The following is a 23,751-nucleotide window of genomic DNA, read 5'->3' on the forward strand; positions in this document are numbered from 1 at the left end:
GCCTTTGGTTTCACACTGGTTGAATGATCGCATTCTGGATAACCCTCGCCGTGCTGGTGTGGCTGATCGTCGCAGTGGTGCTTGCGTTCATATTCGGAGGCGTTGTCCGACTCCGTGAACAGCGGGCGCACATCTACGGCTCTCGATCACACAGCACCTACTCGCACCCCTGGGCGTCCTGACGGCCGTTCATTCCGGTGTGCTGTCGGGACACCGGGCGCCATAACGATCGTCTGGCTCGCGCCCTGGAACTTCGCCGTTCCCGGTTCTGGCAGTTTGACGAGACCAATGCTGTGACACCGACTTTGGGCAGGTGTCAAAGAAACCCGGCGGCGCCAGCACGTCTCGTGTTTCCCGGTATGTGGGACGGCGACCTTTGCTATCGCGGATTACTGACCGCCGGGAATGTGAGGTTGATCACACAGACCTTTGTTCGACCGGTGGTGCATTCCCCCGTTGGCTCGGGAAATGAGTGAAGCAGGTTACTGCCGGGTAGTAATCGAGCTCAAACCGGGCACTTCCCGATCCGATCTGAACGTTAAGATCATCTTTGATATCCGTAATGTCCCAGGTCGTCGCCTTGCGCGGTCGTCGAATGGACCTCATGCTCGGTTGTGTTGCTTAACAGGCGCTCACTACAGCGTGGAGGCGGGATGTTCGAGGCCAAGGGAAATGACGGCGAGTCAACCGCCGTCGATTTCACATCGGTTGTGGACTCGCTGGGCACCGGGGTCCTGGTCATTTCCGCGAATGGCGAATTGCAAGCTGCGAATGCAAGCGCGAGGCGGATATTCGAACTAGATATCCGCAGCGACGGAAGCCCTGGAAACGCAAACGATCATTTCCCTCTCGTCGACGCCGATGGTCGCGAACTCGCGCCCGAAGATCGCCCGGACAAAATCGTTGCGCGCACCGGACGTGCAGTGGCCGGCATGGTTGTCGGCTTCGACCGCACCGACGGCCAGCGGGTGTGGGTCACATGCAACGTCGGCCTGGTGAACCCGGAGGACCCGGCCAACTCGGCGATCGCTGCCTCGTTCTCCGATGTCACCGCACAGCACGTGGGCCGTGCGATGCTCCAGTACGCGGCCGACCACGACATGATGACCGAACTTCCGAACCGTGCGTGCGTGATGCGCCGATTGAACGAAGTGGTCGCGAACTCCCAGCGTCGTGAACCCGCCGAGTCGACCGTCGTGATGTTCATCGATCTCGACAGTCTCAAACAGGTGAACGATTCGCTGGGTCACGGCGGCGGCGACGTCGCATTGGTGACGGCGGCAAACCGCTTGCGCGGCATCCTCAACGAGTACGGCATCGTCGGCCGATTCGGCGGTGACGAGTTCGTCGCAGTCCTGTCAGGTATTTCCGGAGCGGACAGAATCGCTGTGCTGTCCAAGCGTGTTCACGACTCGCTTGTGGAGCCGGTGATCATCCAGGGACGCCTGCTTCGTATCCGCGCGAGCGTCGGCATCGTGGAGGTCACCCCGAGTGACATGCGCAGTGCCGAAGAAGTGATCCGAGCTGCGGATACCGCGATGTACGAAGCGAAGTCGGCGGGTGGTGGCCACAGCGTTGTCCACGGGCGCGACTCCTCACAGCGCTTGCAGCTGTCCAAAGCCTGAGCTGATCGGTTCAGCGCGACAGTAATTCGTTCCCGGCGGGACGTTCGCGGATACCTTTACCGGTCACGAGGCGCTTCGTCGCCGAGAGTGCCCGCCAGACCGTTCGGACCGGCGCCGGTACCGGTGTTCGCAGAATTGCGTGTTTGCGGACGAAAACCGGGACTTCCCACGTGGTCTGAGAACCGGCGGGGAACAGGGCCGCGCTGTGGGGGCCGAGTCGGACCCGGTTGCCGTCCGCGCCGGTCACGATCACCTCGCCCTCGATGATGTGCACCAGCTCATCGCATCCGAACTTCCACCGAAACGTGCCTGCGGTGCAACTCCATACCGCCATGGTGGTGAGGCCGTCAGACGATGTCACCCACTCGCTCGATTGCGCGACGGGCGCACCGTCGATGATCCAATCGGGATCGATCGGTGCGTCCGAGAGGACGACCCCGTCGAGATCGACGCTCTGAAAAGTGATCATGCTCATTGCCCCCGTTCACGATCCGGTTCCACGAATCACCGCCCCGACAGTCAGGATGAGTATCCGGATGTCCAGCCACACCGACCAGTTCTCGATGTAGAAGTTGTCGTACATCGCCCTGTCGTCGATGCTCGTATCGCCACGCAGGCCGTGGATGGCTGCCCAGCCGGTCAACCCGGCCTTCATGCGATGGCGGTCCCGGTACGACGGCACCGAGTCCTCGAACTGCTGCACGAAGTGTGGGCGCTCGGGTCGTGGACCGACCAGGGACATGTCTCCCTTGACGACGTTCCACAGCTGTGGGAGCTCGTCGATCGACGTCTTGCGGATGATCTTTCCGACTGTGCTTACCCGTGACGAACGCTGAGCGTTCCAGCTGGTGTCTGAGTCGGCCGGTGGCGCCGGCCGCATCGACCTGAACTTGTACAACGTGAACTGAGCACCGTTGCGGCCGATGCGGTGCTGGCGAAACACGATGGGGGCCTGCCGGTCGGACGCCTTCACGGCCAGCGCGGTGACAGCGAGCAACGGGCTCAGCAGCAAGAGGGCCGACGCGGACACCGCGACATCGAAGACCCGCTTGAGGGGCCAGTACCACGTGCGCGCCATGTTGCGGCGAACGCAGGTCAGCGGAATCGTGTGGATACGGTCCATATCCGTACTGAGATGCACGAACTCGAACAGTCGCGGAACGATGAAGACTTCGCAATCCAACCCGTCGCATTCACGGAGCGGGGACACCAGCGAGGAATCGGGGGCGCCTCGGAATGCGACGATGACCGTCTCGATCTGGTGCTGCTCGACATATGTGCGAATGGGGATGTCCGAGACAACGGGAACCCCAAAGGTTGTCGGTCCCGCCATGGGGTCACTGCCGATGATCGCTATCGGTTCGACACCCAGTTCGGGGTAGTCGACCACACTCTCCAGGATCTTGGACGCAACGATGCCCCCGCCGATGATGACGGTACGACTGCGCGCATGGGGATTGGTCCGCCGTCGTCTGCGCTGAACCGCGAAGTAGAAGAGCCGGACGACGAGGAGTACGCCGACCATCGACACGGCGTGGACGAACAATTCGCCGACATGGGTGTCGCGCTCGAACACCACCGCCGAACTGAAAGCCGCGATGATGCAGGCGGCCACGAGCCCGGGCGCCTCACTCAACGAGGAGAGGTTGAAGCGGGGGCGATACTTGCCTGCCAATTCGAGAACCACCACGAAGATGGCGGCATCGATGAGAGTGGACGAGATGGGGCGCACCAACAGGAGATCCGTGATCACGATGGCGACCACGTCGAGCATCACCAGACTGACGTCGATCCGCTGCCGAGGTTTGAAACGATAGCGGCGTCGTGGCAACTCGGCTGTCAATTCACCCCTCTGGATCTGCGGACGCGGCGTCTCCTGCGGCGACATGGCCTCACTTGGTCTCGTTGCACTGCACGTTGACGATCGATAGCGGCGGACCGCGTCCCTCTTCCAGGATGCTATACGCCGACCAGCCCAGTCGCTGATTCAGCTCAGATCGAATGCCGCGTCGTAGCGCCGGAATACGGCCTCACGCGAATAGGTCGATTCGAAATGGGCTCGAGCGGCCTGCGACACCTCGTTGTTGTATCGGGTGGAGGTGAGGCCCACCATCACGTCGGCGAACTCCGCGGGTTCGTCGGCGACGAGGACGCCGTGGGAGGCTCCGCTCGTAATACCCTCGGCCCCAAGTTCGGTCGAAACCACAGGCACCCCCCGCCCGAGCGCCTCGATCACCTTCAGCTTGATACCCGAACCGAACCTGAGCGGATTGATGGTGGCGGCAGCCCGTCCGAAGAGTTGGCCGAGATCGGGGACAAAGCCCTCGAGCGAGACGCTTTGCGAGAAACGTTCTGCCGCTTCACGCAGCTTCCCGGAGGGCTCTCGACCGAGTACCCGCAGCTTCGCTCCGGGGACCCGTGCAAGCACCAGAGGCCACACGGACGTCAGAAAAGAACGCAGCCCGTCGTCGTTGTGTGGGAGCGATAGCAGCCCGAGAAAGATGAACTCCGGTGCGCCGCCGTATTCGCGAGAGTGCATTCCGGGTTCGGCGATCAGCGGCGGGATGGACTGCACTTTCGAATCGTCGACACCGGCTCGCCGGATGAGGTGCTCGGCCTCGCGCTGATTGACCAGGAGGCTGCGCGGGAACAGGCGTGCCGCTCGGTCCTCACTCTTTCGCACCAGGCCGCGCTCGACACGCATCAACCCGCGCTGCGTGTGCCTCTCGTCGGCCAATGGACGCAACGCACGCGGTACGTGGGCGGCGAAGTTGCCGAGCGGACTTATCCGGACGTCCGGATACCTTCTCGCGGCGTCGAGCATCGCCCGGTACCGCTCGGAGAACAGGTCGTCGAGGTAGCAGACCTGTCGTCGGGTGCGTTCGCTGCCTGCATATTGGGCCAGGCGGACTGTGTCAAAGATCTCGATATCGGTATCGAGGTTCTGCAATGTGTGATCGATGTCGGCTGCGACCGAAGCAGATCGAAGCAGTGCTTCCTGCAGACTCGAGCGGCCGGTGGGAACACGGGTCAGGACACTTCCCAGGGCCGCGGATGTTGCCGGTTTGGAAAGGGGATGCAGCCGTACGGGGAAGTCCTGAGGTCCGACGCCGTCGCCGATCAGGACGTAGTGGACGTTCTCCGCACCGAGACGATCCCGGTAATAGTCGATGATCCCGGCCAGAACCACCTTCTTACCTGCATCGACCGGATAGGGATGCACCGCGCTGACAAGTGCAACCGATTTCGGCATCTGACCTCCGTCGCAAGGGAACGACCTAGTCTCCGGACAATCGGGCGGCGTTGCCGAGTCGCCGATGAAGTGTCCGAGCCTGGCCTGTACGCGAGCGTAGCGGTCTGGTGCGCACAACGTGACACGGTGTGGACGTTGTCCCACCGGGTGAAATTCCCGCTCAGCGGCCGGATTTGAGGTGGATGGATTTGCCTCGGTCGTGCAGGTTGCTCCCGCAGATTGCGGCCGGCAACGACTACCATCGAGTCAGCCCGGCATTCCGGGGCAGGCAGGTGCGACTCCCGCGATTGTAGGAATCGGTGGTGGGGAGAGGATTGAGACAGCCGCATCATGCATGGCTCACCTCGCCCGATTGATCAACTCGATCATGAGAACGCCAACGCGATAACCCTGCCTGTTTTCCCGCCCCTCCCAACGGCGATGTGGGATGCCCAGACCGACGTCCTCGAGCGTATCGATACGTCCGTGCCGGCCACCGGTCGTCAAGCAGCCTGGAATTACCTCGTTTTCGCGCTGAGCAAGAGTTCCACGCTCGTGATGACAATCGTGCTCGCGCGTCTGCTCGACCCCGCCGAGTTCGGCCTCTTCGCTTTTGCTCTCCTCGTGGTGAATCTGTTCGACTTCGTCAAAGATCTCGGGGTCGGCGCATCCCTGGTGCAGAGCCGTCGCAGGTGGGACCAGATCGCCCCGACCGGTCTGACACTGTCGGTTGTCTTCGGTGTGCTGATCGGCGCCGTTCTGGCCGGTACCGCGGGGCTGACCTCCGATCTGGTCGGCCATCCGGACCTCGAACCCCTCATCCAGGTGCTGGCAATCGGTCTCACGATTTCGGCGTTGAGCGTGGTGCCGACCGCATATCTGCGCCGCAACATAGATTTTCGCGGTCGCATCTTCCCCGAGTTCATCGGAGCGCTGCTCAAGACAATTTTGACCATCGGGCTCGCGGTCGCGGGATACGGCGTGTGGAGCCTCATCTGGGGACAATTGGCCGGTGTCACGATGACCATGTTGCTGTATTGGAAGGTGGCCGGATCGACCCTGCGATTCGGCTTCGACGGACCCGAGGCCAAGTCGCTGTTGAAGTTCGGGCTGCCGGTCACCGCGGTCACCCTCCTCGCCTTCGGCATCTACAACGTCGACTACCTCGCCATCGGCAGCCGTCAGGGTGACGCCGAATTGGGTCTTTACACGCTGGCGTACCGGATACCCGAACTACTGGTGCTCAGCCTCTGTGGCGTCATCAGCGATGTCCTGTTCAGTTCGTTGTCGCGGCTGCAACACGACCTCAAGTCTCTGGGCAGCCACTATGTCCAGACCCTCGGTGTGGTGGTGGCACTGACGGCACCGATCGGGATCGGTCTGGCGGTCAGTTCGGACGCCCTCATCGGGACCATGTACGGCTCGCAGTACGAGGCGGCAGATCCGATGTTGTCGGTGCTGGCGATCTACGCGGTGGTGTACTCGGCGTCGTTCCATTCAGGTGACGTCTACAAGGCGATCGGCCGACCAGGCATCCTCACCTCGATCAATGCCGGCAAGTTCGTGGCGCTGATCGTCCCGATCTGGTGGGCTGCCGGTCACAGCGCGGTACTCGTCGCCGTGGCGTTGCTCAGTGTCGAGTTGGGCCACTTCGTCGTTCGGATGATCGTGGTCCGCCGGGTGCTGTCCCTGTCCTGGAACCAGCTCATACCTTCGATCATTCGGCCCGTGGCCGCCGCGGTGGTGATGGGTGTGGCTCTTGTCGGTCTGCACCGGATGATCCGCACACTCCCGGCGCCGCTGGTGTTGGTGCTGCTCGCCGTGGCCGGTCTGCTGGTCTATGTGGTGGCGCTGCGCTTCACGGCGCCGCTGCTGTTCGCGTCCGGATACGGCATCGTGATGAAGACGATGAGCAAGAACCCCACCATGACAACGCCGGGCCGACACCGTGCCCCGGCGGGTACACGACCGCGGCGTAGCGAAAACAACGTGGCCCCGGGCCGGCATCGCCGGACCGGACCCGCCACAGCACGCGCGCTGGTCGTGTCTAATGCAAATGAGCCGCACCGTGGTGTGTCCGGCTCTCGAGGTCGGCACCGCGTCGTGTCGAGGAACTAAGGATGAAGATGATTGCATTCCTGCGAGCGCCCGGCCGTGGAATCGCGGCCCTGTGCGCCGTGGTCGGATTGATACTCGGTCTCGCTGCAGCGCTGGTGTATTCGGCAGCCGCGACTCCCTCGTACGAAGCAAAGGCGACCGTTGTGATGATGCCGGCGCCGGGCGTCCCGCCCGCCGAGTCGTCGTACTACTGGGAAATCCTCAGCCGTGGCCAGGTCACCCGTACCGCCGCGATCGTGTTGGCAGATCGGCGATGGGTCGAACAGGCCGCGCAGTCCGCCGGTGTGCCGGCGTCCGAACTGACCCTCGCCGCGGGTGCGGTCGCGGACACCACCTTGATCGAGGCCACCATGACCGCCAAATCCGGTGAGGCCGCCGAGAAGGGGCTGGAGAAGGTTCTCGAGGTGGCCTCCGCGGACGCGGCAAGCATTTCCGGTCCCTTTGTCCTGAAAGAGATCTCTGCACCCGGCGGCACTGCGACGTCGACCGGTATCTCGAAGGCGCAATTGGTCCCGGCGGCATCGATCGCCGGACTCGTGTTGGGCCTCGGGGTAGGACTGCTGATCGCGCGCACCAGGCGCGATCCGCGTGCTCGGCATGGTTCCGCCCGGTCCGGACGCGGCGACGACAACGATGGGCGCTCAGATCAGCGCCCCGAGGCGTCGGCAGTGCACTCTCGCGCGGACGGCAGCACGCCGCCCGTGGACCGCCGTGACGAACCAGGCAACGAGTACGCGGCCTATCGACCCACGCCGGGACAGGCTGGATGACCACTCTCCGGCCGGTGATGGACAAGAACGATCCCATCATCTTCCTGATCGGAACCGGCCTGGCCATCGCGGGATCCATCGCGCTGCTCGGACCTCGACCACTGCTGGTGGTCGCGGCGCCGTTCGCGGTTGCCGTCGCCGTGTATGCGATGCGACGGCCGCTCGTGACACTGCTGATCCTCGTCGTGTCCGAGGTCCTCAACCTTGCGGGGATCGTGGCACTGCACGCTCAGCTGCCGGTGTTTCCTGCGTCGCTTGCACTTGGCGCACTGACCATCGGTATCGCGTTGCGTTCGCCCGAGGGCAGGGCGAAGATCAACCGCTGGACTACCTATTTCGCCGGCCTGGTGTGCATCTACCTTGGGACGCAGGCCATTGCGATCCTGGGCAGCGTCGACAACCAGGAGTCGATGTGGACCTTCCGGCGCATCCTCCTCGACTGCGTATTCCTGTTGATCGTCCTGATGTTGGCGCAGTTGAGCGAACGGCCCTGGGTGATGGCCGCGGCCATCGTTCTCCCGCTCGCCGTCTTGTCGTTGCTCGCCTTGGTCAATCAGGTTGTGTTCAGCGGAACCATGTCCTTCGGCGGCTTCTCCACAGTCACCGAAGCCTCCGGTGAGCTCACCACAACGTTGCGGTACGGCGGGCCACTTCCCGACTCGAACTTCTGGGGCCGAAACCTCGTGATGGGCATGCCCCTTGCGTGCGCGTTGCTGACCCGGTCGATCCGCCGCAACGATCGCATCGCGACGGCACTGTGGGGTGGTTCGGCAGTCGCTCTCCTGATCGGTGTGTACCTGACGCAGTCGAGAGGCACCTTCCTTGCTGCGGCCGTCGGCGTGCTGGTCTGGATCGTGGCGAGCGGCCCGGCCGTCCGGCGATGGAGCTTGGTCGCCGTACCGTTCCTCGCGCTCATGCTGGTGATCCCCGGTGTGGGAAACAGGTTGTCGGCGTTGGTCAACGACGTGTTCGCCGCCGACGTCGACTACGGGATCGACCCGTCGATCCTGGGACGCAAAGCAGCCCAGGAGATTGCGTGGGCGATGTTCGATGATCGCCCCATGTACGGCTTCGGACCCGGCACCTACTACACGCGGGTGCCCGAATACGCGGGGACTGTGGAAACAGCGGTGGTGCACCCCACCGACGCCCCGCACAACCTGTACGCACAGCTTGCCGCCGAGACCGGTATCGTCGGCCTGCTCGGTTGGCTGATCATGGTCGGTGGAGTGGTCGCCGTGGTGATCCTGCGGATGGGTTCGGTCACCTCCGGCAACCGCCGCACACTGCTCGCCGCTGCGCTGGCGGCAGTGATCGCCTGGTCAGCCGCGAGCATCTTCCTCCACCTGGCCTACTTCCGGTCCTTCGCTCTTGTCATCGCGCTGGCGGCGTTCTTGGCGTCGACGGGCGGTCCGGTGAAGGCGCGGGCTCTTGCCCGCGGTCGACGAACTGCGGTGGTCGTCTGCGGTTCACTGGGCGTGGGAGCCGTGGTCGCCGGAACGGTGTTGTGGTCGACGGCTTCTCACGACACGACGGCCAATCAGCAGCTGATGCTGTTACCGCGAGGCGATTCGGGTGATACTTACTTCGGATACGCGCTCGACATACGTTCTCGCACCCCAGTTCTCCCGACCTACTCGGCGATCATGAGGTCTGCCGACTCGCCGGCCACCGTGGCCGCTGACCCAGTTCGAGGAGTGATCACCATCAGCCTCACCGACGCGGACGCCGCGACAGCCGAGACCCGGCTGAGGTCCGCTGTGGAGGAGGCACGCGAGCGGGTTCGTGCTGTGGGTGCTGACGACGAATACTCCATCGTCAACGTCGGGAATCCATACGAGACGTCTCACACGGGACATTCGTCGACTTCGGTACTGCTGGCTTTGGTTCTGGGCGCAGGTGCGGCCGGCGCGACTGCGGCGGTGCTCCGCCGAGTTCGTCGGCGGCCCGCCGGGGAAGTGCGGCCGGGCGAGCAGGATCTGGTCGGGGCGCAGCGATGACAACGCGCCCGATTGTGCTTGTGGAGTTCTCCCCATCAGGTGGATTGTTCCAATTCGCAGTGCAATTGGGTGATGCGATGTCGGAGGCGGGACGGCCGGTTGTGCTCATCACCGGGCCCAGGCCCGAGCTGGCGCCGTCACGCGGTCTGACCATCCGCCCGCTGCTGCCGACGTGGCATCCCGCAGACGACACCGTCCGACCCGCATGGTTCTCGGCGGCCCGCCGTGTGCTGCGTGCCGGGCAGCTCGTGCTGGCGTGGTCGGTACTGGCAGTCGCACTCGTCCGTATCCGACCCGGAGCCGTGCTGTGGTCGCACTGGCGATTCTCCTTCGAGCCGATGTTCGTGGTGATGATCACCAAGATCGTGAGAGATGCCGTCTTCGGGATCGTGGCGCATGAGCCGTTACCGAGGTCGGACGCGAAGGACACGAGCACGCCGAAGTCGGGAATCCTGGTCGACAACGCCTTTTCGGCCGCGTGGCGGCAGATGGACGTCGCGTTTGTACTGGGGCCGCGCACACGGGACCTGGTGCTCGAACACTTCGACCCCGCCGGCCCGGTGATCGTCATCCCGCACGGCGATGAACGTGCCCTGCGTACATCGCGTGTCCTTGCGCCTGTATCGGAGTCCGATCAGGTGGCACTCTTCTTCGGTACCTGGACCGCCTACAAAGGCATCGACGTCCTCCTCGACGCTTTCGCCATCGTCCGGGCCGATCTACCCGACGCCCGGTTGGTTCTCGCCGGGGCGGTCGGCGCCGACATCGACCTCGACAGCCTGCTGCAGCGGGCCGATGAGATCGGGAACATCAGCACGCATGCCGGTTACATTGCGGTAGAAGAGGTCCCGGCCATCGTCGAGTCCGCCCGCGTTGTCATCACGCCGTACATCCGGGCGAGCCAGAGCGGTGTCGCCCACCTCGCCTACACCTTCGGGCGCCCAGTGATCGCGACCACCGTCGGAGACCTGCCCGAGGTGGTCCGCGACGGGGTGACCGGGTTGCTGGTGCCGCCCGGTGACGCGTTGGCCCTCGCCGGGGCCATGATCGAGTTGCTGACCGACCCGGTCCGCTCACGTGAACTCGGAGACGCCGGCCTGCAGCGGTTGTCGCAGGCGTGGGATGTGGCCGCCGGCACCGTCATCGAATCGCTGGATGAAGCAATGGTCCGAACCGGGAGAGGTAAATGAGCCGTCACCCCATCGCAAGGCACCTCAACATCCACATGACGTGGCGAGTTGCGCTCATCTGCTCGCTCGTCGCGATGATCGTCGCGTCCACGGCCGTGCTGGTGTTCCGATCGGAGAATCCGTCGAACGGTGCGTCGCTGGGCAAACCGTTCGCCACCAACAGTCCCTGGAACACCGCGATTTCGTGGAATGCGGCGCTTGATCCGAACAGTTCGGCGATGAGCGCGTACGCATCCCGGAACGGGCGGATGTACGCATCGATGGGTGAGTTCGGGATCCCCATCTACGCGGCCGATGCGCAGACACCGAAATACACCGTGCAGTGTACTCAGCAGGGTTGGGGCACATGCCCTTTCAGTGGCTACCAGGTGCCGATTCCCAATGGCGCCAAACCGCACACCGGCAGTGACGGCGCGATGGTGGTCGTGGACCAGGGCGCCAACCGGATCTACGAGTTCTGGCGCGCAAACCAGTCCGGGAGTCAGTGGACAACCCAGTGGGGCGCGATCAACCGCCTCGACGGTTCCGGATGGGGCGGAGCGAGCACTGGTTCGGGCGCATCGCGCCTTGCGGGTGTGATCCGCCTGGCCGAGATCCGCAACGGGGTGATCCCGCACGCACTCGCGGTCCAGACCGACAACATCTGTGCGGGGATCTTCCGTAGCCCGGCAATCAAGACCGACGGCCCGTCAACGCGTTCGGACTGCATCCCCGAGGGCGCGAGGCTACGGCTCGACCCCACGCTCAATCTGAGCACGCTCAACCTCGCCCCGGGTGTGCGTGCGGTGGCAAAGGCCATGCAGCAGTACGGCGCCTACGCGATGGACGTCGGCGGTACGTCGCTCAGCGTCGCTTTCGAGTTGGACACCCAGGCACCGGCCGGTTCCATAGGGCAGGTGTACACCAGTGCAGGCTTGCGATGGGATTATGACGGGATGGAGTCGATACCCTGGAAACGCCTGCAGGTCCTGAGGTGACCCGTCCACTGCGTGTGCTGTTGCTCATCGATGCATTCCGGATGGGAGGGGCCGAGACGTTGCTCGCGCCGCTGGCCGTCGCGTTCCGCGACAGTCCGGTGGAGATGGAGTTCGTCAGCGTCCTGTCATCGGCTGCCGATGCCGACAAGACCACCGAGATCCTGACCCAAGCGGGAATCAAGACCCGGGCCCTGGGTATCAAGCGTCTGCTCGATCCCGGCGCGCTGCCCAAGCTCGTGCGCGAGATCAAACACTCGGACTTCGACGTGGTCCATGCCCACCTCGAGATGGCGATCACGCTTGCGGTGCCCGCCGCGGCCATCGCCCGACGACCGGCTATCTGCACATTTCACCATGTGGCCCGGCCACTGTCGGGTCGCCAGGGTGCCCGGGAACGGCTGGCGGTGGCAGCCGCGGACAGGTCGTACCGCGCACTGTTCGTCTCCGAGGCGTCGCGGGAATCGTTCCAGCAGCAATACCGTCCCCGGGGACTCCCGGGGAATTGGGATGTGATGCATAACGGGATCAACATCGCCAACTTCACTCCCGGACAACCGGACCCGGCTGTCAGGAAGGAACTCGGAGGTACTGAGGGGCCGCTGGTGGTACTGCCTGCGGCATTCCGGGACTTCAAGGGAATCCCCGTTGCCGTCGAGGCGTGGCCGAAGGTTCTCGAGCGGTTCCCCACAGCAGTGCTGTCGCTGGTCGGCGGGGGAGAACTGGAGAAAGAGCTCCGTGACCAGGTCTCGCAGCTCGGTCTACAAGACTCGGTTGTCTTCGCCGGGGTGCGGTCGGACATGCCGAGTGTCTACCGAGCCGCGGACATCGTTCTGCTGCCCTCGACGCATGGCGAGAACCTGCCGACGGTGCTGATCGAGGCCATGGCTTCGGGCCGCGCGCTGGCCGCCTCGAGAATCGGTGGGATCCCCGACATCGTCGCGGACGGATCCACCGGACTTCTGTTCGAGCCCAATGATCCTCAGGCCCTTGCCGACACCCTGGGCGAACTCATTGCCGACCCCGGTCGGCGTCAACAGCTCGGTGACGCCGCGGTCCTGCGCGCCCGTAGCGAGTTCTCGGCCACCTCCTGGGCGCAGCGATTGCACGAACTGTATTCCGAAGCGGCAGAACGTAGAAGGTGAGCAAACCCGAAATCGTCTACATGGTGTCGCGGTTCCCGCGGACATCGGAGACGTTCATCGTCCGCGAGCTCGATGGTCTGGCCGGTCTCGGTCGATTCGATGTCTCGGTGCGATCGTTGTTCCCGTCGCCGGACACGGCAGTGCATTCGGTGGCCGAGCGATGGGCGGCGGTGCTGGTGCGGCCCGGAGCGGTGGCGATCGCGCGCGGAGTGTTCTGGGCCCTCGTGCGGCACCCGTTGGCGTTCCTCGGTGTCCTCGCGACCGTAATCGGTGAGCACCTGCGGGCGCCGCGGCTCGGTGCCCGGGCCCTGGTGACCACCGCGATCGGATGCGCACATGCGAGGGACCTCGCCCCGAGATCCCGCAGCGCGCACATTCACGCGCATTACGCGACCTATCCGGCGTTGGCGGCATGGGTGTGCCACCGTCTCACCGGCATCTCGTACAGCTTCACCGCACACGCCCACGATCTGTACGTCGACCAGGTGATGCTCGGCCGCAAGGTGTCCGACGCTGCGCTGGTGGTCACCATCTCGGATTTCAACCGGGCAATCCTGACCGGGCTGCACACCGGGACAGATGTACACGTGGTGCATTGCGGCATCAACACTTCCGGCTACCGATTCGAGCCGCGGGTGATTCCCGCACAGGGCCCGATACGTGCCGTGTGCGTGGCGTCGTTACAGGAGTACAAGGGTCACGAGGTGCTGCTGTGTGCATTGGCCAAGGGCGGTCCGGGCGTCGGTCGCATCCAGCTGGACCTCATCGGAGACGGGCCACTACGGGATGAGCTCGAGCAGCTCAGCCTCGAGCTCGGTCTGGCCGACCGCGTCCGATTCCTGGGCGCACAGACCGAAACCGTTGTGGCGGCGAAGCTGGCGGCCGCCGAACTGTTCGTGCTGCCCAGCGTCGTGGCCGCGGACGGGCAGATGGAAGGCCTCCCGGTCGCGTTGATGGAGGCGCTGGCCTCGGGCCTGCCGTGTGTGTCGACCTCGCTGTCGGGCATTCCGGAGATCATCGTCGACGGGGTGACCGGACGGCTTGCCCGACCCGGTGACGCGAAGGACCTACGCGACGCGCTCGAGTCGGTGGTGTCCGGTGGGGAAGACGTCGCCGGGTTCGCCGCAGCGGGACGGGCACTCGTCGAACAAGACTTCGATCTCCGGACCACCGTCGAGAAGCTGGCCGATCTGCTCGAACCGGTCTTCACGAACCGGCGAGACTGACCACAACCACAGCCATCGCGTGACAGTCGGTGTGCGACAACGACAACTGCGCTGTTGCCCACCCGGCCTGCGCGGCACGATCGGCCATCGATCCGTGCAGTTCGACGTGGGGCTTCCCGGCTATCATCACCACCTCGATCTCCTGCATCGGTGTCGGGATGTCGGTGTCGGCAAGTACTTTGATCACGGCTTCCTTGGCGGCGAATCTCGCGGCGAGCCGATCGACACGGTCGGCGCAGTACGCTATCTCGGCTGCGGTGAACACCCGATCGAGAAACCGTCCGCCGAAGTGGGACAGGGAGTTCCGCACGTCGTCGAGGGCCACGAGATCGCATCCGATGCGGGTACCCGGCGGGAGATCCATGTGCATGAAGGGCGCATTCAGCGATCGTCGGCGGCAAAACGAGTGACGGTCAGAGCGTCGATGGAGGTGACCGAACCCTTGGGAGGCCTGCCGGGGTGGTCTGGCAGAGCGGTCAGCGGTATCCGGTAGGGAAGGCCCCCGGCCAGGTGGAAATAATTGTCCGCGGGACGCCATCCCGGCGCGTCGACCTCCACGTACCGCAGGGTCGTGCGCGACAACAGTTCCAGCCACCACCGACCATCCGTCAGGACAGCTTTCGCGTCCAGTTCGATGAGTACCTGATGTGCTGTGGGTCGGATGACGAGAACATCACGCGCCACCACAACATCTTTCACGACCAAGGTCGCCTGCACTGCGTCTGCCACCGGTTCGCCGAACCCGTATGCGTGGGACAAGTCGGTGAACCTGCCGGTCAGATCGGAGTCGTGCAGCGTCGTCGACGAATGCGCATCGACGGACACCGTCCTGCGGGCCTCGGTCACCGGGTGTCCGGACGAGTTGGTGGCCACCAGTTCGAGGGTCCCCTCGAGGAGCTCCGGTCCGTCGTCGTAGACGTCGATACGAATTCCGGACTGACCCGCGGATGCGAGGCGGACCGCAACAGGTGACCACAGTCGCGCGAGAGCTTGGAGAGGTGCCTTCGGTTGCCCATCGATGTCGATGAGTCCCCATCCTGCGCCCGCGCACAGATCTTTGGACGACAGCACCAGCGCGCCATCACACCCGGAATCGTGCCGGCGCCAGAACGCATAACACTCGAGCATCGCCTCGGCCACGGCCAATCGCCCCAGCTGCAAATAGCGTTCGGGATCAGTCCTGCGCACCATCAATGGGTCGACGTCGAAGATGTCGGCCACATAGTGGTCGCGCACATCCTCGAAGTCCCATGACGCTCCCCGGTCCCGCGGAACCCCCGCTTTCCAGCGTGGATCGTGTCCGGCCACCGCCGCGCCGGAAAAGTGGCGGTCCACTGCGTCCGCAGACGGTGGGATGGCAAACGCCAAGCTCTCGGCTGCGAATCGGACACCCGCTGTCTTGACATCGGACAGAGGGCGCAGGTATCCACCGACTCCGAACCAGTGCGCCACACCGGAATCCGGACGGATCGCGAGGTCGGTGCTGCCAGGGACCGGCGAGGGGCTGGCGACGACAAACACCGCGTCGGACTCTGCCGCGACCACGAGCGACAACGCTCTCGACAGAGCCGAGACGTCGCGTTGCTCGGGCGCCAAACCCAGCATCTCGGGCTGCTGGATGAGTTCGTTCCCGCCGCTGACCACAGCCAACGCAGGGTTGCCCGACACCGTCCGCAGAAGCTCACGCATCTCGGCGCACAGCAAGTCCTGGGTGTCCTCGGGTGGGTCGAAGGTCGCCTGCATCGTGTCCTGCCACACCAAGATTCCGAGATCAGCGCAGGACGACCAGAACTCCGCGTCGGGAACTACCGTGCCACCGGGTACACGGAGCATGGTGGCACCGGCATCCGCGAGCAGCTGGAGGTGCTTCTGTGTTGTCGCGGCCTGACTGGTCAGTCGAAGTGGGTCGGGTGGCATCCACACCGCACCCCGGCAGAAGATGTCGACACCGTTGACAGCGATGGCAAAGCCCTGGTCTTCGCTGCTCATCTCGACGGTTCTGAATCCGAAGTCCTTCTCGCACAGAGGTTGTCCCGCCACGGTCACGATGGCGGTATAGAGGCTCTGATCCCCGTAGCCCCGCGGCCACCACAGCGCCGGTTCGGGAACCGTTGCCGAGACCGTGAACAGCCCATCGGAGTCGGCGGTGGCCGCTCCGACCGTGAGCTCGGTGCCCTTGTGGCGCACGGACATCGAGACGTCGCCTGTGCTCGGTGCGACACCACGCACAGTCACCCGACCGGAGCGCGGATCGGCCTGCACCACCACGTCGCGGGCGCGGCCGAGATCCCGGAGGGCCACCGGGCGCCAGAATCCCACCGCAGGGGATACTCCGGAGTAGACCGGAGCGCGACCGATCAACGTTGTTCGCAACCACCGAAAGCCCTGCGCTGCAATCAGACTCGATCGCCACCGACCGCGGGGTCGACGTTTGCGCAACACGGCGTCCAGGGCAGGGAAGTGCACCACCAGCCGGCTGTCGCCGGCGGGAACGGCCACCGATACCGGTAGGAACATGGATTCGACCTCGGCCACCGGGCGGTCATCGAGATAAACCGTTGCCGGCGCGGTCACACCCGCGAAGTCGATCCACGAGTCCTGCGCCGTTTCGACCGTGGTCATCAACCACCAGTCGGATGCATCGACGTTGTCGCCCCAACGCGACAGTGCCTGGTCCACGGCCCCTACGACGGTGGCATCCTCCACGTCGACGGCGTCGGACCAAAGGTCGTGCACGTCTTCGGAAGTCATGGCCGTACCGGGTGGGGTGCCCAAGAGCTTCCACCCGGTGATCGGACTCATCGGGCCACGGCGTCGGCGACGGTCTGCATGGCCGTCGCCCATGATCGAGCCATGTTCTCGAGACCTTCGCCGACGTCCACCTGGCGTCCGCGCGCGGCCCGCGCCATCTTGAACTGAACCGCCTTCGCTCCGGCAGCCACGTCGAGAAATGGCTCGACAGCTTCAGCGGCCCCTGGTGCCGGACCGGCCGCGAGGTGGCGACTGAGGTCTGCTGCCAACTCGGCGGTGGCGCCGCATTGACGCAATGTGGCGAAGGCCCACAGGTGAAAGGTCTCCATCCCGGCACCCGGAAGCCACGCGACGGCCTCCCGCACGCCGTGGCCGAGGCGCTCTACCGGATTACCCGGTGCCCGGCGCGCCAGATGCTCGCGAACGATCGGCAGGAGCGAATCCTCGTGGGCTCGTTCAGGAAAAGAACGAATCTGTTCCACGTAGGGCAGTAGTGAACCCTCTTCGGTCCCGGCGAGACCGAATACTCCCGTGAAATCAGCTCCTGAAAGGGAATGAATCCCGGAATTGTGGATATAGCTCATGGTCTGTGTGAATCGATCGACAGATGTCGGAATGATCGTGGTCTTCACATGATTTCGGTGGTAATCGGTGCCGGCGGTATCAGGGAGCCACCAACTGTCGACCTCGACCGTATGGAGAAGGCCGCGGCCAGGACCGCTTTCGATGGTCTCCAGCAGCGGCAGCCACACGTTCTCTTCGGTGACCTCGAGGCCGTAGAGTCGCCGGATGTCTTCTGGGGCGACCTTGAGGAAGCTCCACTGCTGGCCGTCGTGGTCGGCTGAGAGCGCGCAGGCGAAGGCCGGTACCGGATCGTGGCCGAGCGCATGGAGCAATTCGATCCACAGGTCGACATAACAGTTCGTCTCAGGCCAGATCCGGTCTCCGCTGTGGCAGAAATGGGGCTGACCGGTGTTGCTGATCGTCAGCGCCGCCGGCAAGCTCACGCGACACCGGCGAGGAGCTTGCTCACCACCGCTTCGAGGTTGCTGACCGTCGCGAATGTTGCCTTCTTCAGATCTTCGTCGGGGAACTCGACATCGAACTCGTCCTCGAGCGCCAGCATCACGTTCACACTCGCGTGCGAGGTCAGGCCCAGCTCGTACAGGTCGGCGTCGTCCTCAACCGACTGCGCGTCCACGGCGAGTCTCCCGTGTGCCGCGAGGATGTCGCGAATCTGATCTTTCACCGACACGATCCTTTCAGTAGCAAGTCGCCCGTGCGAGAAGAGCGTTCAAACGTATGACAGTGGAATCCATTCTGCCATCCACGTTTTCCGCATATAGCGATGTAGATTACAGTACGACCAGGAGCCATTGCCCGTCACACAGTTCGGCTGGGCGTCATCGCGCACCACGCGCCCTACCCGTACAGAGGTCCTCCATGACTGTCGACTCCACGCGCGACGGCGCCGCACCGATCGACGTCACGGGCGCGGTGAAAGCCGCAGCAGCCAATGCACACATAGTCGACCGCGACGCACGGTTCCCGGTCGAGGCCGTCACCGCCATGAAGGACGCCGGACTCCTGTCGTGTTCGCTGCCCACGGAGTTGGGCGGTAGGTCGGCCACTATGACCGACCTCGCGTCGTACGCCCGTTCCCTCGGAGCTGCGTGCAGTTCGGCGGCCATGGTCTTCGCGATGCACCACACGCAGGCCCTCACGCTCCGCTGGCACGGCGCGCAGGGCGACATCGCCGACCTCACCCGATCGATCGCGCAGAACGAGTCGCTGCTCGCCTCGGCGACCACGGAGATCACCACCGGCGGCGACGTCCGGTCATCCACCTGCGCAGTGGTTGTCGAGGGCGAGCGCGTGACGCTGTCCAAGAACGCCCCGGTGATCTCCTACGGCGAGTACGCCGATCACATCTGCGCCACTGCCCGGCGCGGCCCCGACAGTCCGCCCAGCGACCAGGTGCTGGTGATCTGCCCCGCCGCCGACACCGTGCTGGAGAAGACCGGGACGTGGGACGTCCTGGGGTTCCGCGGTACGTGCAGTCCCGGATTCCAGCTCAACGCCGACACCGACGCCCGCAACGTCCTGCCGGTCGACTACGCCACCATCTCCGCGCACACGATGTTGCCTGCCTCGCACACGCTCTGGGCCTCGGTGTGGCTGGGGATCGCCGACGCCGCGGTGAACAAGGCGCGGGTGCAAATCCGCGCCGACGCCAAACGCAACTCGGGGGCGCCCACCGATCGCACCGCCGCGTTCGCCGATCTGCTGGTGATCCACCAACGCTTCGCGTCCTCGGTGGCCGAGGAAGTCCGACGGTACGAGACCTTCCTGGAGTTGGGCGAGCTCGAGACCACAGTGGGATTCGCGATCGCAATGAACAATCTCAAATTGAACGCATCCAAAGCAGTGGTCGAGGTGGTCGCCGGCGCACTCGGCCTGGTGGGAATCAACGCTTACCGTGAAGATCACGCGGCCTCGATGGGGCGTCTGCTGCGCGATGCCTACGGGCCACAACTGATGGTCTCCAATGACCGTATTCGCGCAAACAATGCGCGACTTGTTCTTGCATACCGGGGGAAACCATGACAATCGCCGACCACGCGGAGACCGAACTCGAAGTTTCACGTCGCGCGTTCCGTGATGAATTGATCGCCGCTGATCTGCTCGTCCCATCCGGCATAGACGGTTTGTTCGGTAGGGGCGCTGTATTCGAAGACATCGTTGATGGAATCGACCGGTATGTCCGGTCGGCCGGCCTCGAAGCACACGGCACAGGTATTCGCCGTCTGCGCTTTCCTCCGGTGTTTCCGCGAGAGTCTTTCGAAAAAACCGACTACATCGCTTCTTTCCCTAATCTGACGGGATCGATCTCCACTTTTGTGGGCGACAACAAAGACCATCGAAAGCTTCTCGGCGATCGGGACGCCGGCGCGAGCTGGGACCACCACCTCTCCCCGGCGGGCACCATGCTGGTCTCGGCTGCCTGCCATCCGTGCTACTCGAGCCTGAGCGGCGTGCTACCCGACGGCGGCGTCACGTTGGACGTGTACGGGTACTGCTTCCGGCATGAACCCGCCATCGACCCCGCGCGGATGCAGGCGTTCCGGATGCACGAGTTCGTTGTCGTCGGGACGCCGGAAGCAGCGCAGCAGCACCGAGATTCATGGGTACCCAGGGGTTTACAGGTGCTGGCAGATCTGGGCCTCGAAGCTGCGGCGGTGGCTGCCAACGACCCGTTCTTCGGCCGCGTCGGCAAGATGCTGGCGGCCAACCAGCTGCAGGAGAGCCTCAAAACCGAACTGGTGGTACGCCTTTACGGCGACCTGGACGACGGAACCGCTCTGGTGTCGTGCAATTGCCATCGCGAACACTTCGGCCACAGCTTCGACATCAAGACGTCCGACGGCGCGCCCGCCCACAGCGCGTGCGTCGGTTTCGGCATGGAACGGATCGCCCTGGCGATGCTGCGCACCCATGGCTTGGACGTCACCCGCTGGCCGACGGACTTGCGCACCCGATTCGAGGCGTGATGCACGCGAGTCCAGACGTCACAACCCAATTGACGTACTTCGGACCCGCGGACACCCCTTTGTTCGGTGTGGTGTGCACTCCTCGCGATGGTCGGGTTCGCGGGGGTGTGGTGCTGTGCCCGCCGCTGGGGAAAGAGCAGGCCGACAGCACGCGGGGAATGAAATTGCTCGCCGAAAGGCTGGCCGCACAAGGATTCCTTGTGCTGCGGTTCGATTACCTCTGCACCGGTGAGTCCGCGGGCGCGCAGGACTCGCCGGACGCCGCCGACGCATGGCTGGGCAGCATCGCGTCGGCAGTGCAGTTCGTACGCGACGCCGGCGCGGAAACAGTTGCGCTGGTAGGACTTCGAGTCGGCGCGCTTCTGGCGTGCCAGCAGGTCGACCGCCTGGGACCACTCGCCGCACTGGTGCTGTGGGACCCGGTTGTGAACGGACGGCACCACGTCCGTGGTCAATCGGCACTGCACAACATGTCGGTGGGGCCCGTGGATCCGGCTGACGAACGAGTGCACCTGGTGGGCGCCTCGCTGCATTCGACCACCGCCGCGCAGCTGTCCCGGATGCGGGTGACCGCCGACGTCCTCGCCGAGGATCAAAGGCTGCCTGTGCTGTGTGCGATCAGGGACACCGATCTCGAACTGCCTGTGGTCAAGGCACTCGGTCAGCGCGGGGCCCGGGTTGCCCCGATCGGCGACCCGACCCGTTTCATCGCGTCGGAGACCGTGTACTTCGAGCTGCCCATCCGCGCGGTCGAGGTGATCGCCCGGTGGGTCGATGCGGTTCTTCCGAAAACCGTTGCACCGGTGAATGTTCGGCAACAGATGCGGATCACCGTCGGGACCGGTGCCGGTGGTCCGGACATCGACAAGAGCATCACCGTCCTGCCCGGTGGCACGGTGGTGTGGGAGACCGCACCCACCGACAGTCCCCGTGGAGTCGACAACCTGCTGATGGCGTACTCCACCGCAAACGACATCCGCACCGGTCCGGCGCGCCTGTGGGTGGAGGCCGGCGACCTGGTGGCGGGCCGCAACGGTCGAACCATTCGCTTCGATCGTCCGGGGGTCGGTGAATCCGGAAACGTCGACGCCGATGACGATTTTGCACCGCTCTACACCCCGGAGTCCGTCGAGCAGGCACGTGCGGTGTTCGACTTCGCGGCCGGACGTCCGTCCCGAATCGTCCACGCAGGCTTGTGTTCTGGTTCCTGGCTTGCCGCTCACGGCGGATGCTGGCCGGAGGAGTCCCACGTGGTGATGGTGAACCCGCTGATGTGGCGTCTGCGCGCTCGGACGTTCGACACCGCCATGGCGATCGCCAGTGGCGCCGCCTCGCAACCTGTGGACAGCACCGGCGCCGGTGCGCCCTGGTCGACCAGGGCGCAGGCGCGGCTTCGGGGCACGCTGGGCCCGTCCCTTCGCAAGCACATGCCGTACCCGCTGGTCGGTGTACTCGGAGCCGCCGGTGTTGTGCAAGCGCCCCGACTGTTGCTCAGAGAGCTGGCAGGTAGAGGTCTGCGTCCCGATGTGTTGTTCTCGCCGTGGGACCACGAGAGATTCACCGTGAATCGGGGGCCGAAGGCGGTCAGCAAGTTGAAGCCCGACCGTCGGCCACAGGTCACCGTCACACCGACCGGTGATCATCCCGGGTTGCACTGGGCGGTTCGTGCCGCGGTGCTCGATCGTTGTCTGTCGGCCCTGGCCGAACCCGGGGGCGATCGGGCCGCGGTTCAGTGGTGAGTGTTGTCAAAGCTCTCGGCAGGTGCGGGTTTGCCGAAGAGATACCCCTGAACCGTGGTGAACCCCAGCTCGCGTAGCCCCTGCAGCTCGGAGTCGTGCTCCACCCCTTCGGCGACAGTGGTGATCCCGAGTGAGTCGGACAACGAGCACACTGCCCGGACGATGGTTCTGATGGTGTTGTCCGTACCGACCTTGTTGATCAGCGATCTGTCGACCTTGACCACCTTGACCGGTTGCTCCACCATGTAACGCAGTGCGGCATAACCGGTTCCGAGGTCATCGACACACACGATGCAACCCAATTCGTCCAGCTCGACGAGCGTCTGGGTTGCCGGGGATCCGATCCGGATCAGGTCGCGTTCGGTGACCTCGATCCACAGGGTGGACGGTGGAACGCCGGTGGCGTCGAGACCCGCCTGGATGAGCTTCACGAGGCCGGGATCACTCAACTGCCGGACCGAGAAGTTCACCGACATGAAGAGACCGAGGTCGCCCGACTCGGCATGCCATTTCGCCAGCTGATGTAGCGCGGCAATCACCCCGAGGCGTCCGATGGGCACGATCAGTGACGTCTCCTCGGCCGCGTCCAAGAAGTCGGCAGGCGGCCTGATCTCGCCACCGACCCGCCACCGGAGTAGCGATTCGTAGCCCACCGCCTTGAGCGAGTTGATGTCGACGATCGGCTGGTAGAAGAGTTCGAAATCGCTACCCACGGACTTGGACAGCTCGGTGGTGCGTGCGACCTCACGATGCAGCCGCCCGATGGACTCCGGATCCGCGTAACTCACCGCGACGTCGGTCACCAGGGCGCTGTGGACAGCAGCGAGGGCCGCCTGTACGAGCTGGCTGGGACTGGCCGCGGTCGGGACGTCGGCCGCCGACGCCACGCCGAGACGGGCCTGCACGAAGTACTCGTCGTCGTCGACCTTGGTGGGTCTGCTCATCCGCTCGGTGAGTTCGGTGACGACCTTGTCCGGGGCGTTGGCCACCGCGTCGAAGACGACAAGCAATTTGTGGTCGTACGGACCCAGGAACACGTCTGCCCTGGGGCTGAGCAACTCTCGGATAGCAGTACCCATCGCCGGCCGTAGACGCTCGGTCAGTTCCCAGCCTTCCGCTGCGGCGAGCAGGCCGGTGGGATCGAGACCGATGACAACAACAGCAAGGCGCTCCATCCCGATGCCGTCGACGGCGGTCCTGAAGTCGGGGTCTGTATCGAGCGAGCGGCCGGACACGACTGGAGGACGCGGCACCCGAGAACCTCCCTGCCAGCCCGGTTTGGACGTGAACACACGGGTCTCACCCATGCGTCAGATGGCCTCACTGTACAGCGACCCGAACGGGATTCTCATCATCGTCGCAGAGTGTGGCGAACTTTGACTACAGTGATCGGAGCTGGTTGCAAATGGTTCATTTGGCTATGCATCGAG

General features: G+C 64.5%; 20 protein-coding genes. 12 read left to right on the plus strand and 8 right to left on the minus strand.

Going from position 1 to position 23,751, the window contains the following annotated elements; all coding sequences use genetic code 11:
• Nucleotides 1-23: 23 nt before the first annotated feature.
• On the plus strand, nt 24-182 hold the full coding sequence (locus CSW57_RS24505) for a hypothetical protein (RefSeq protein WP_189339297.1): 159 nt from the start codon (nt 24-26) through the stop codon (nt 180-182).
• 471 nt (nt 183-653) lie between these two features.
• A complete protein-coding gene (locus tag CSW57_RS16495; RefSeq protein WP_099383771.1) occupies nt 654-1,625 on the plus strand; it encodes a GGDEF domain-containing protein in 972 nt (323 codons plus the stop codon).
• 10 nt (nt 1,626-1,635) lie between these two features.
• On the opposite strand, the gene CSW57_RS16500 is transcribed toward CSW57_RS16495, so the two are convergent.
• The 3 genes from CSW57_RS16500 to CSW57_RS16510 form a co-directional block, all read right to left on the minus strand.
• On the minus strand, nt 1,636-2,094 hold the full coding sequence (locus tag CSW57_RS16500; protein WP_223249309.1) for a cupin domain-containing protein: 459 nt from the start codon (nt 2,092-2,094) through the stop codon (nt 1,636-1,638).
• Nucleotides 2,095-2,109: 15 nt separating this feature from the next.
• Complete coding sequence (locus CSW57_RS16505; RefSeq protein WP_099383773.1) at nt 2,110-3,513, minus strand: sugar transferase; 1,404 nt, start codon at nt 3,511-3,513, stop codon at nt 2,110-2,112.
• Between the two features lie 99 nt (nt 3,514-3,612).
• A complete protein-coding gene (locus tag CSW57_RS16510; protein WP_099383774.1) occupies nt 3,613-4,878 on the minus strand; it encodes a glycosyltransferase in 1,266 nt (421 codons plus the stop codon).
• Between the two features lie 465 nt (nt 4,879-5,343).
• On the opposite strand from CSW57_RS16510, the gene CSW57_RS16515 reads away from it, so the two are divergent.
• The 7 genes from CSW57_RS16515 to CSW57_RS16545 are packed head-to-tail and all read left to right on the plus strand — an operon-like array spanning nt 5,344 to nt 14,280.
• Entirely contained in the window at nt 5,344-6,975 is a 1,632-nt protein-coding gene (locus CSW57_RS16515) for a lipopolysaccharide biosynthesis protein (RefSeq protein ID WP_223249310.1), read from the plus strand.
• Between the two features lie 2 nt (nt 6,976-6,977).
• Nucleotides 6,978-7,745: a hypothetical protein gene (locus CSW57_RS16520; RefSeq protein ID WP_099383776.1), complete on the plus strand. Its 768-nt coding sequence runs from the start codon at nt 6,978-6,980 to the stop codon at nt 7,743-7,745.
• A complete protein-coding gene (locus tag CSW57_RS16525) occupies nt 7,742-9,745 on the plus strand; it encodes an O-antigen ligase family protein (RefSeq protein ID WP_099383777.1) in 2,004 nt (667 codons plus the stop codon). The genes CSW57_RS16520 and CSW57_RS16525 overlap by 4 nt, the downstream gene beginning before the upstream one ends.
• Complete coding sequence (locus CSW57_RS16530; RefSeq protein ID WP_099383778.1) at nt 9,742-10,935, plus strand: glycosyltransferase family 4 protein; 1,194 nt, start codon at nt 9,742-9,744, stop codon at nt 10,933-10,935. Before CSW57_RS16525 ends, CSW57_RS16530 begins: the two co-directional genes overlap by 4 nt.
• Nucleotides 10,932-11,912, plus strand: coding sequence for a hypothetical protein (locus tag CSW57_RS16535; RefSeq protein WP_223249311.1), 981 nt, complete (start codon nt 10,932-10,934; stop codon nt 11,910-11,912). The genes CSW57_RS16530 and CSW57_RS16535 overlap by 4 nt, the downstream gene beginning before the upstream one ends.
• Entirely contained in the window at nt 11,909-13,054 is a 1,146-nt protein-coding gene (locus CSW57_RS16540; protein WP_223249312.1) for a glycosyltransferase family 4 protein, read from the plus strand. Before CSW57_RS16535 ends, CSW57_RS16540 begins: the two co-directional genes overlap by 4 nt.
• Nucleotides 13,051-14,280 (plus strand): glycosyltransferase, encoded by a 1,230-nt coding sequence (locus tag CSW57_RS16545; RefSeq protein WP_099383779.1) that lies wholly within the window; start codon nt 13,051-13,053, stop codon nt 14,278-14,280. The genes CSW57_RS16540 and CSW57_RS16545 overlap by 4 nt, the downstream gene beginning before the upstream one ends.
• Here CSW57_RS16545 and CSW57_RS16550 read toward each other — a convergent pair.
• The 4 genes from CSW57_RS16550 to CSW57_RS16565 are packed head-to-tail and all read right to left on the minus strand — an operon-like array spanning nt 14,261 to nt 18,280.
• Nucleotides 14,261-14,650, minus strand: coding sequence for a holo-ACP synthase (locus CSW57_RS16550; protein ID WP_223249313.1), 390 nt, complete (start codon nt 14,648-14,650; stop codon nt 14,261-14,263). The two genes, CSW57_RS16545 and CSW57_RS16550, sit on opposite strands and share 20 nt — an antisense overlap.
• 11 nt (nt 14,651-14,661) lie before the next feature.
• On the minus strand, nt 14,662-17,082 hold the full coding sequence (locus CSW57_RS16555) for a glycosyl hydrolase (protein WP_189339298.1): 2,421 nt from the start codon (nt 17,080-17,082) through the stop codon (nt 14,662-14,664).
• Nucleotides 17,079-18,038 carry a DUF1839 family protein gene (locus CSW57_RS16560; RefSeq protein ID WP_370623974.1) on the minus strand — a complete coding sequence of 320 codons (960 nt, stop codon included), beginning with the start codon at nt 18,036-18,038 and terminating at the stop codon, nt 17,079-17,081. Before CSW57_RS16560 ends, CSW57_RS16555 begins: the two co-directional genes overlap by 4 nt.
• Nucleotides 18,035-18,280: an acyl carrier protein gene (locus CSW57_RS16565; RefSeq protein ID WP_030165326.1), complete on the minus strand. Its 246-nt coding sequence runs from the start codon at nt 18,278-18,280 to the stop codon at nt 18,035-18,037. Before CSW57_RS16565 ends, CSW57_RS16560 begins: the two co-directional genes overlap by 4 nt.
• A 194-nt stretch (nt 18,281-18,474) precedes the next feature.
• Here CSW57_RS16565 and CSW57_RS16570 point away from each other — a divergent pair, with 194 nt between their 5' ends.
• From CSW57_RS16570 to CSW57_RS16580, 3 genes are read left to right on the plus strand one after another with little or no spacing between them, the layout of a single operon-like run.
• Complete coding sequence (locus CSW57_RS16570) at nt 18,475-19,638, plus strand: acyl-CoA dehydrogenase family protein (RefSeq protein ID WP_099383782.1); 1,164 nt, start codon at nt 18,475-18,477, stop codon at nt 19,636-19,638.
• Entirely contained in the window at nt 19,635-20,582 is a 948-nt protein-coding gene (locus CSW57_RS16575; protein WP_099383783.1) for an amino acid--[acyl-carrier-protein] ligase, read from the plus strand. The genes CSW57_RS16570 and CSW57_RS16575 overlap by 4 nt, the downstream gene beginning before the upstream one ends.
• Nucleotides 20,582-22,321, plus strand: coding sequence for a hypothetical protein (locus tag CSW57_RS16580; protein WP_099383784.1), 1,740 nt, complete (start codon nt 20,582-20,584; stop codon nt 22,319-22,321). The genes CSW57_RS16575 and CSW57_RS16580 overlap by 1 nt, the downstream gene beginning before the upstream one ends.
• On the opposite strand, the gene CSW57_RS16585 is transcribed toward CSW57_RS16580, so the two are convergent.
• Nucleotides 22,312-23,574: an EAL domain-containing protein gene (locus CSW57_RS16585; RefSeq protein WP_189339299.1), complete on the minus strand. Its 1,263-nt coding sequence runs from the start codon at nt 23,572-23,574 to the stop codon at nt 22,312-22,314. The two genes, CSW57_RS16580 and CSW57_RS16585, sit on opposite strands and share 10 nt — an antisense overlap.
• Nucleotides 23,575-23,751 lie beyond the last annotated feature (177 nt).

It is taken from the genome of Williamsia muralis, assembly GCF_002735905.1.
GTDB lineage: Bacteria > Actinomycetota > Actinomycetes > Mycobacteriales > Mycobacteriaceae > Williamsia > Williamsia muralis_A.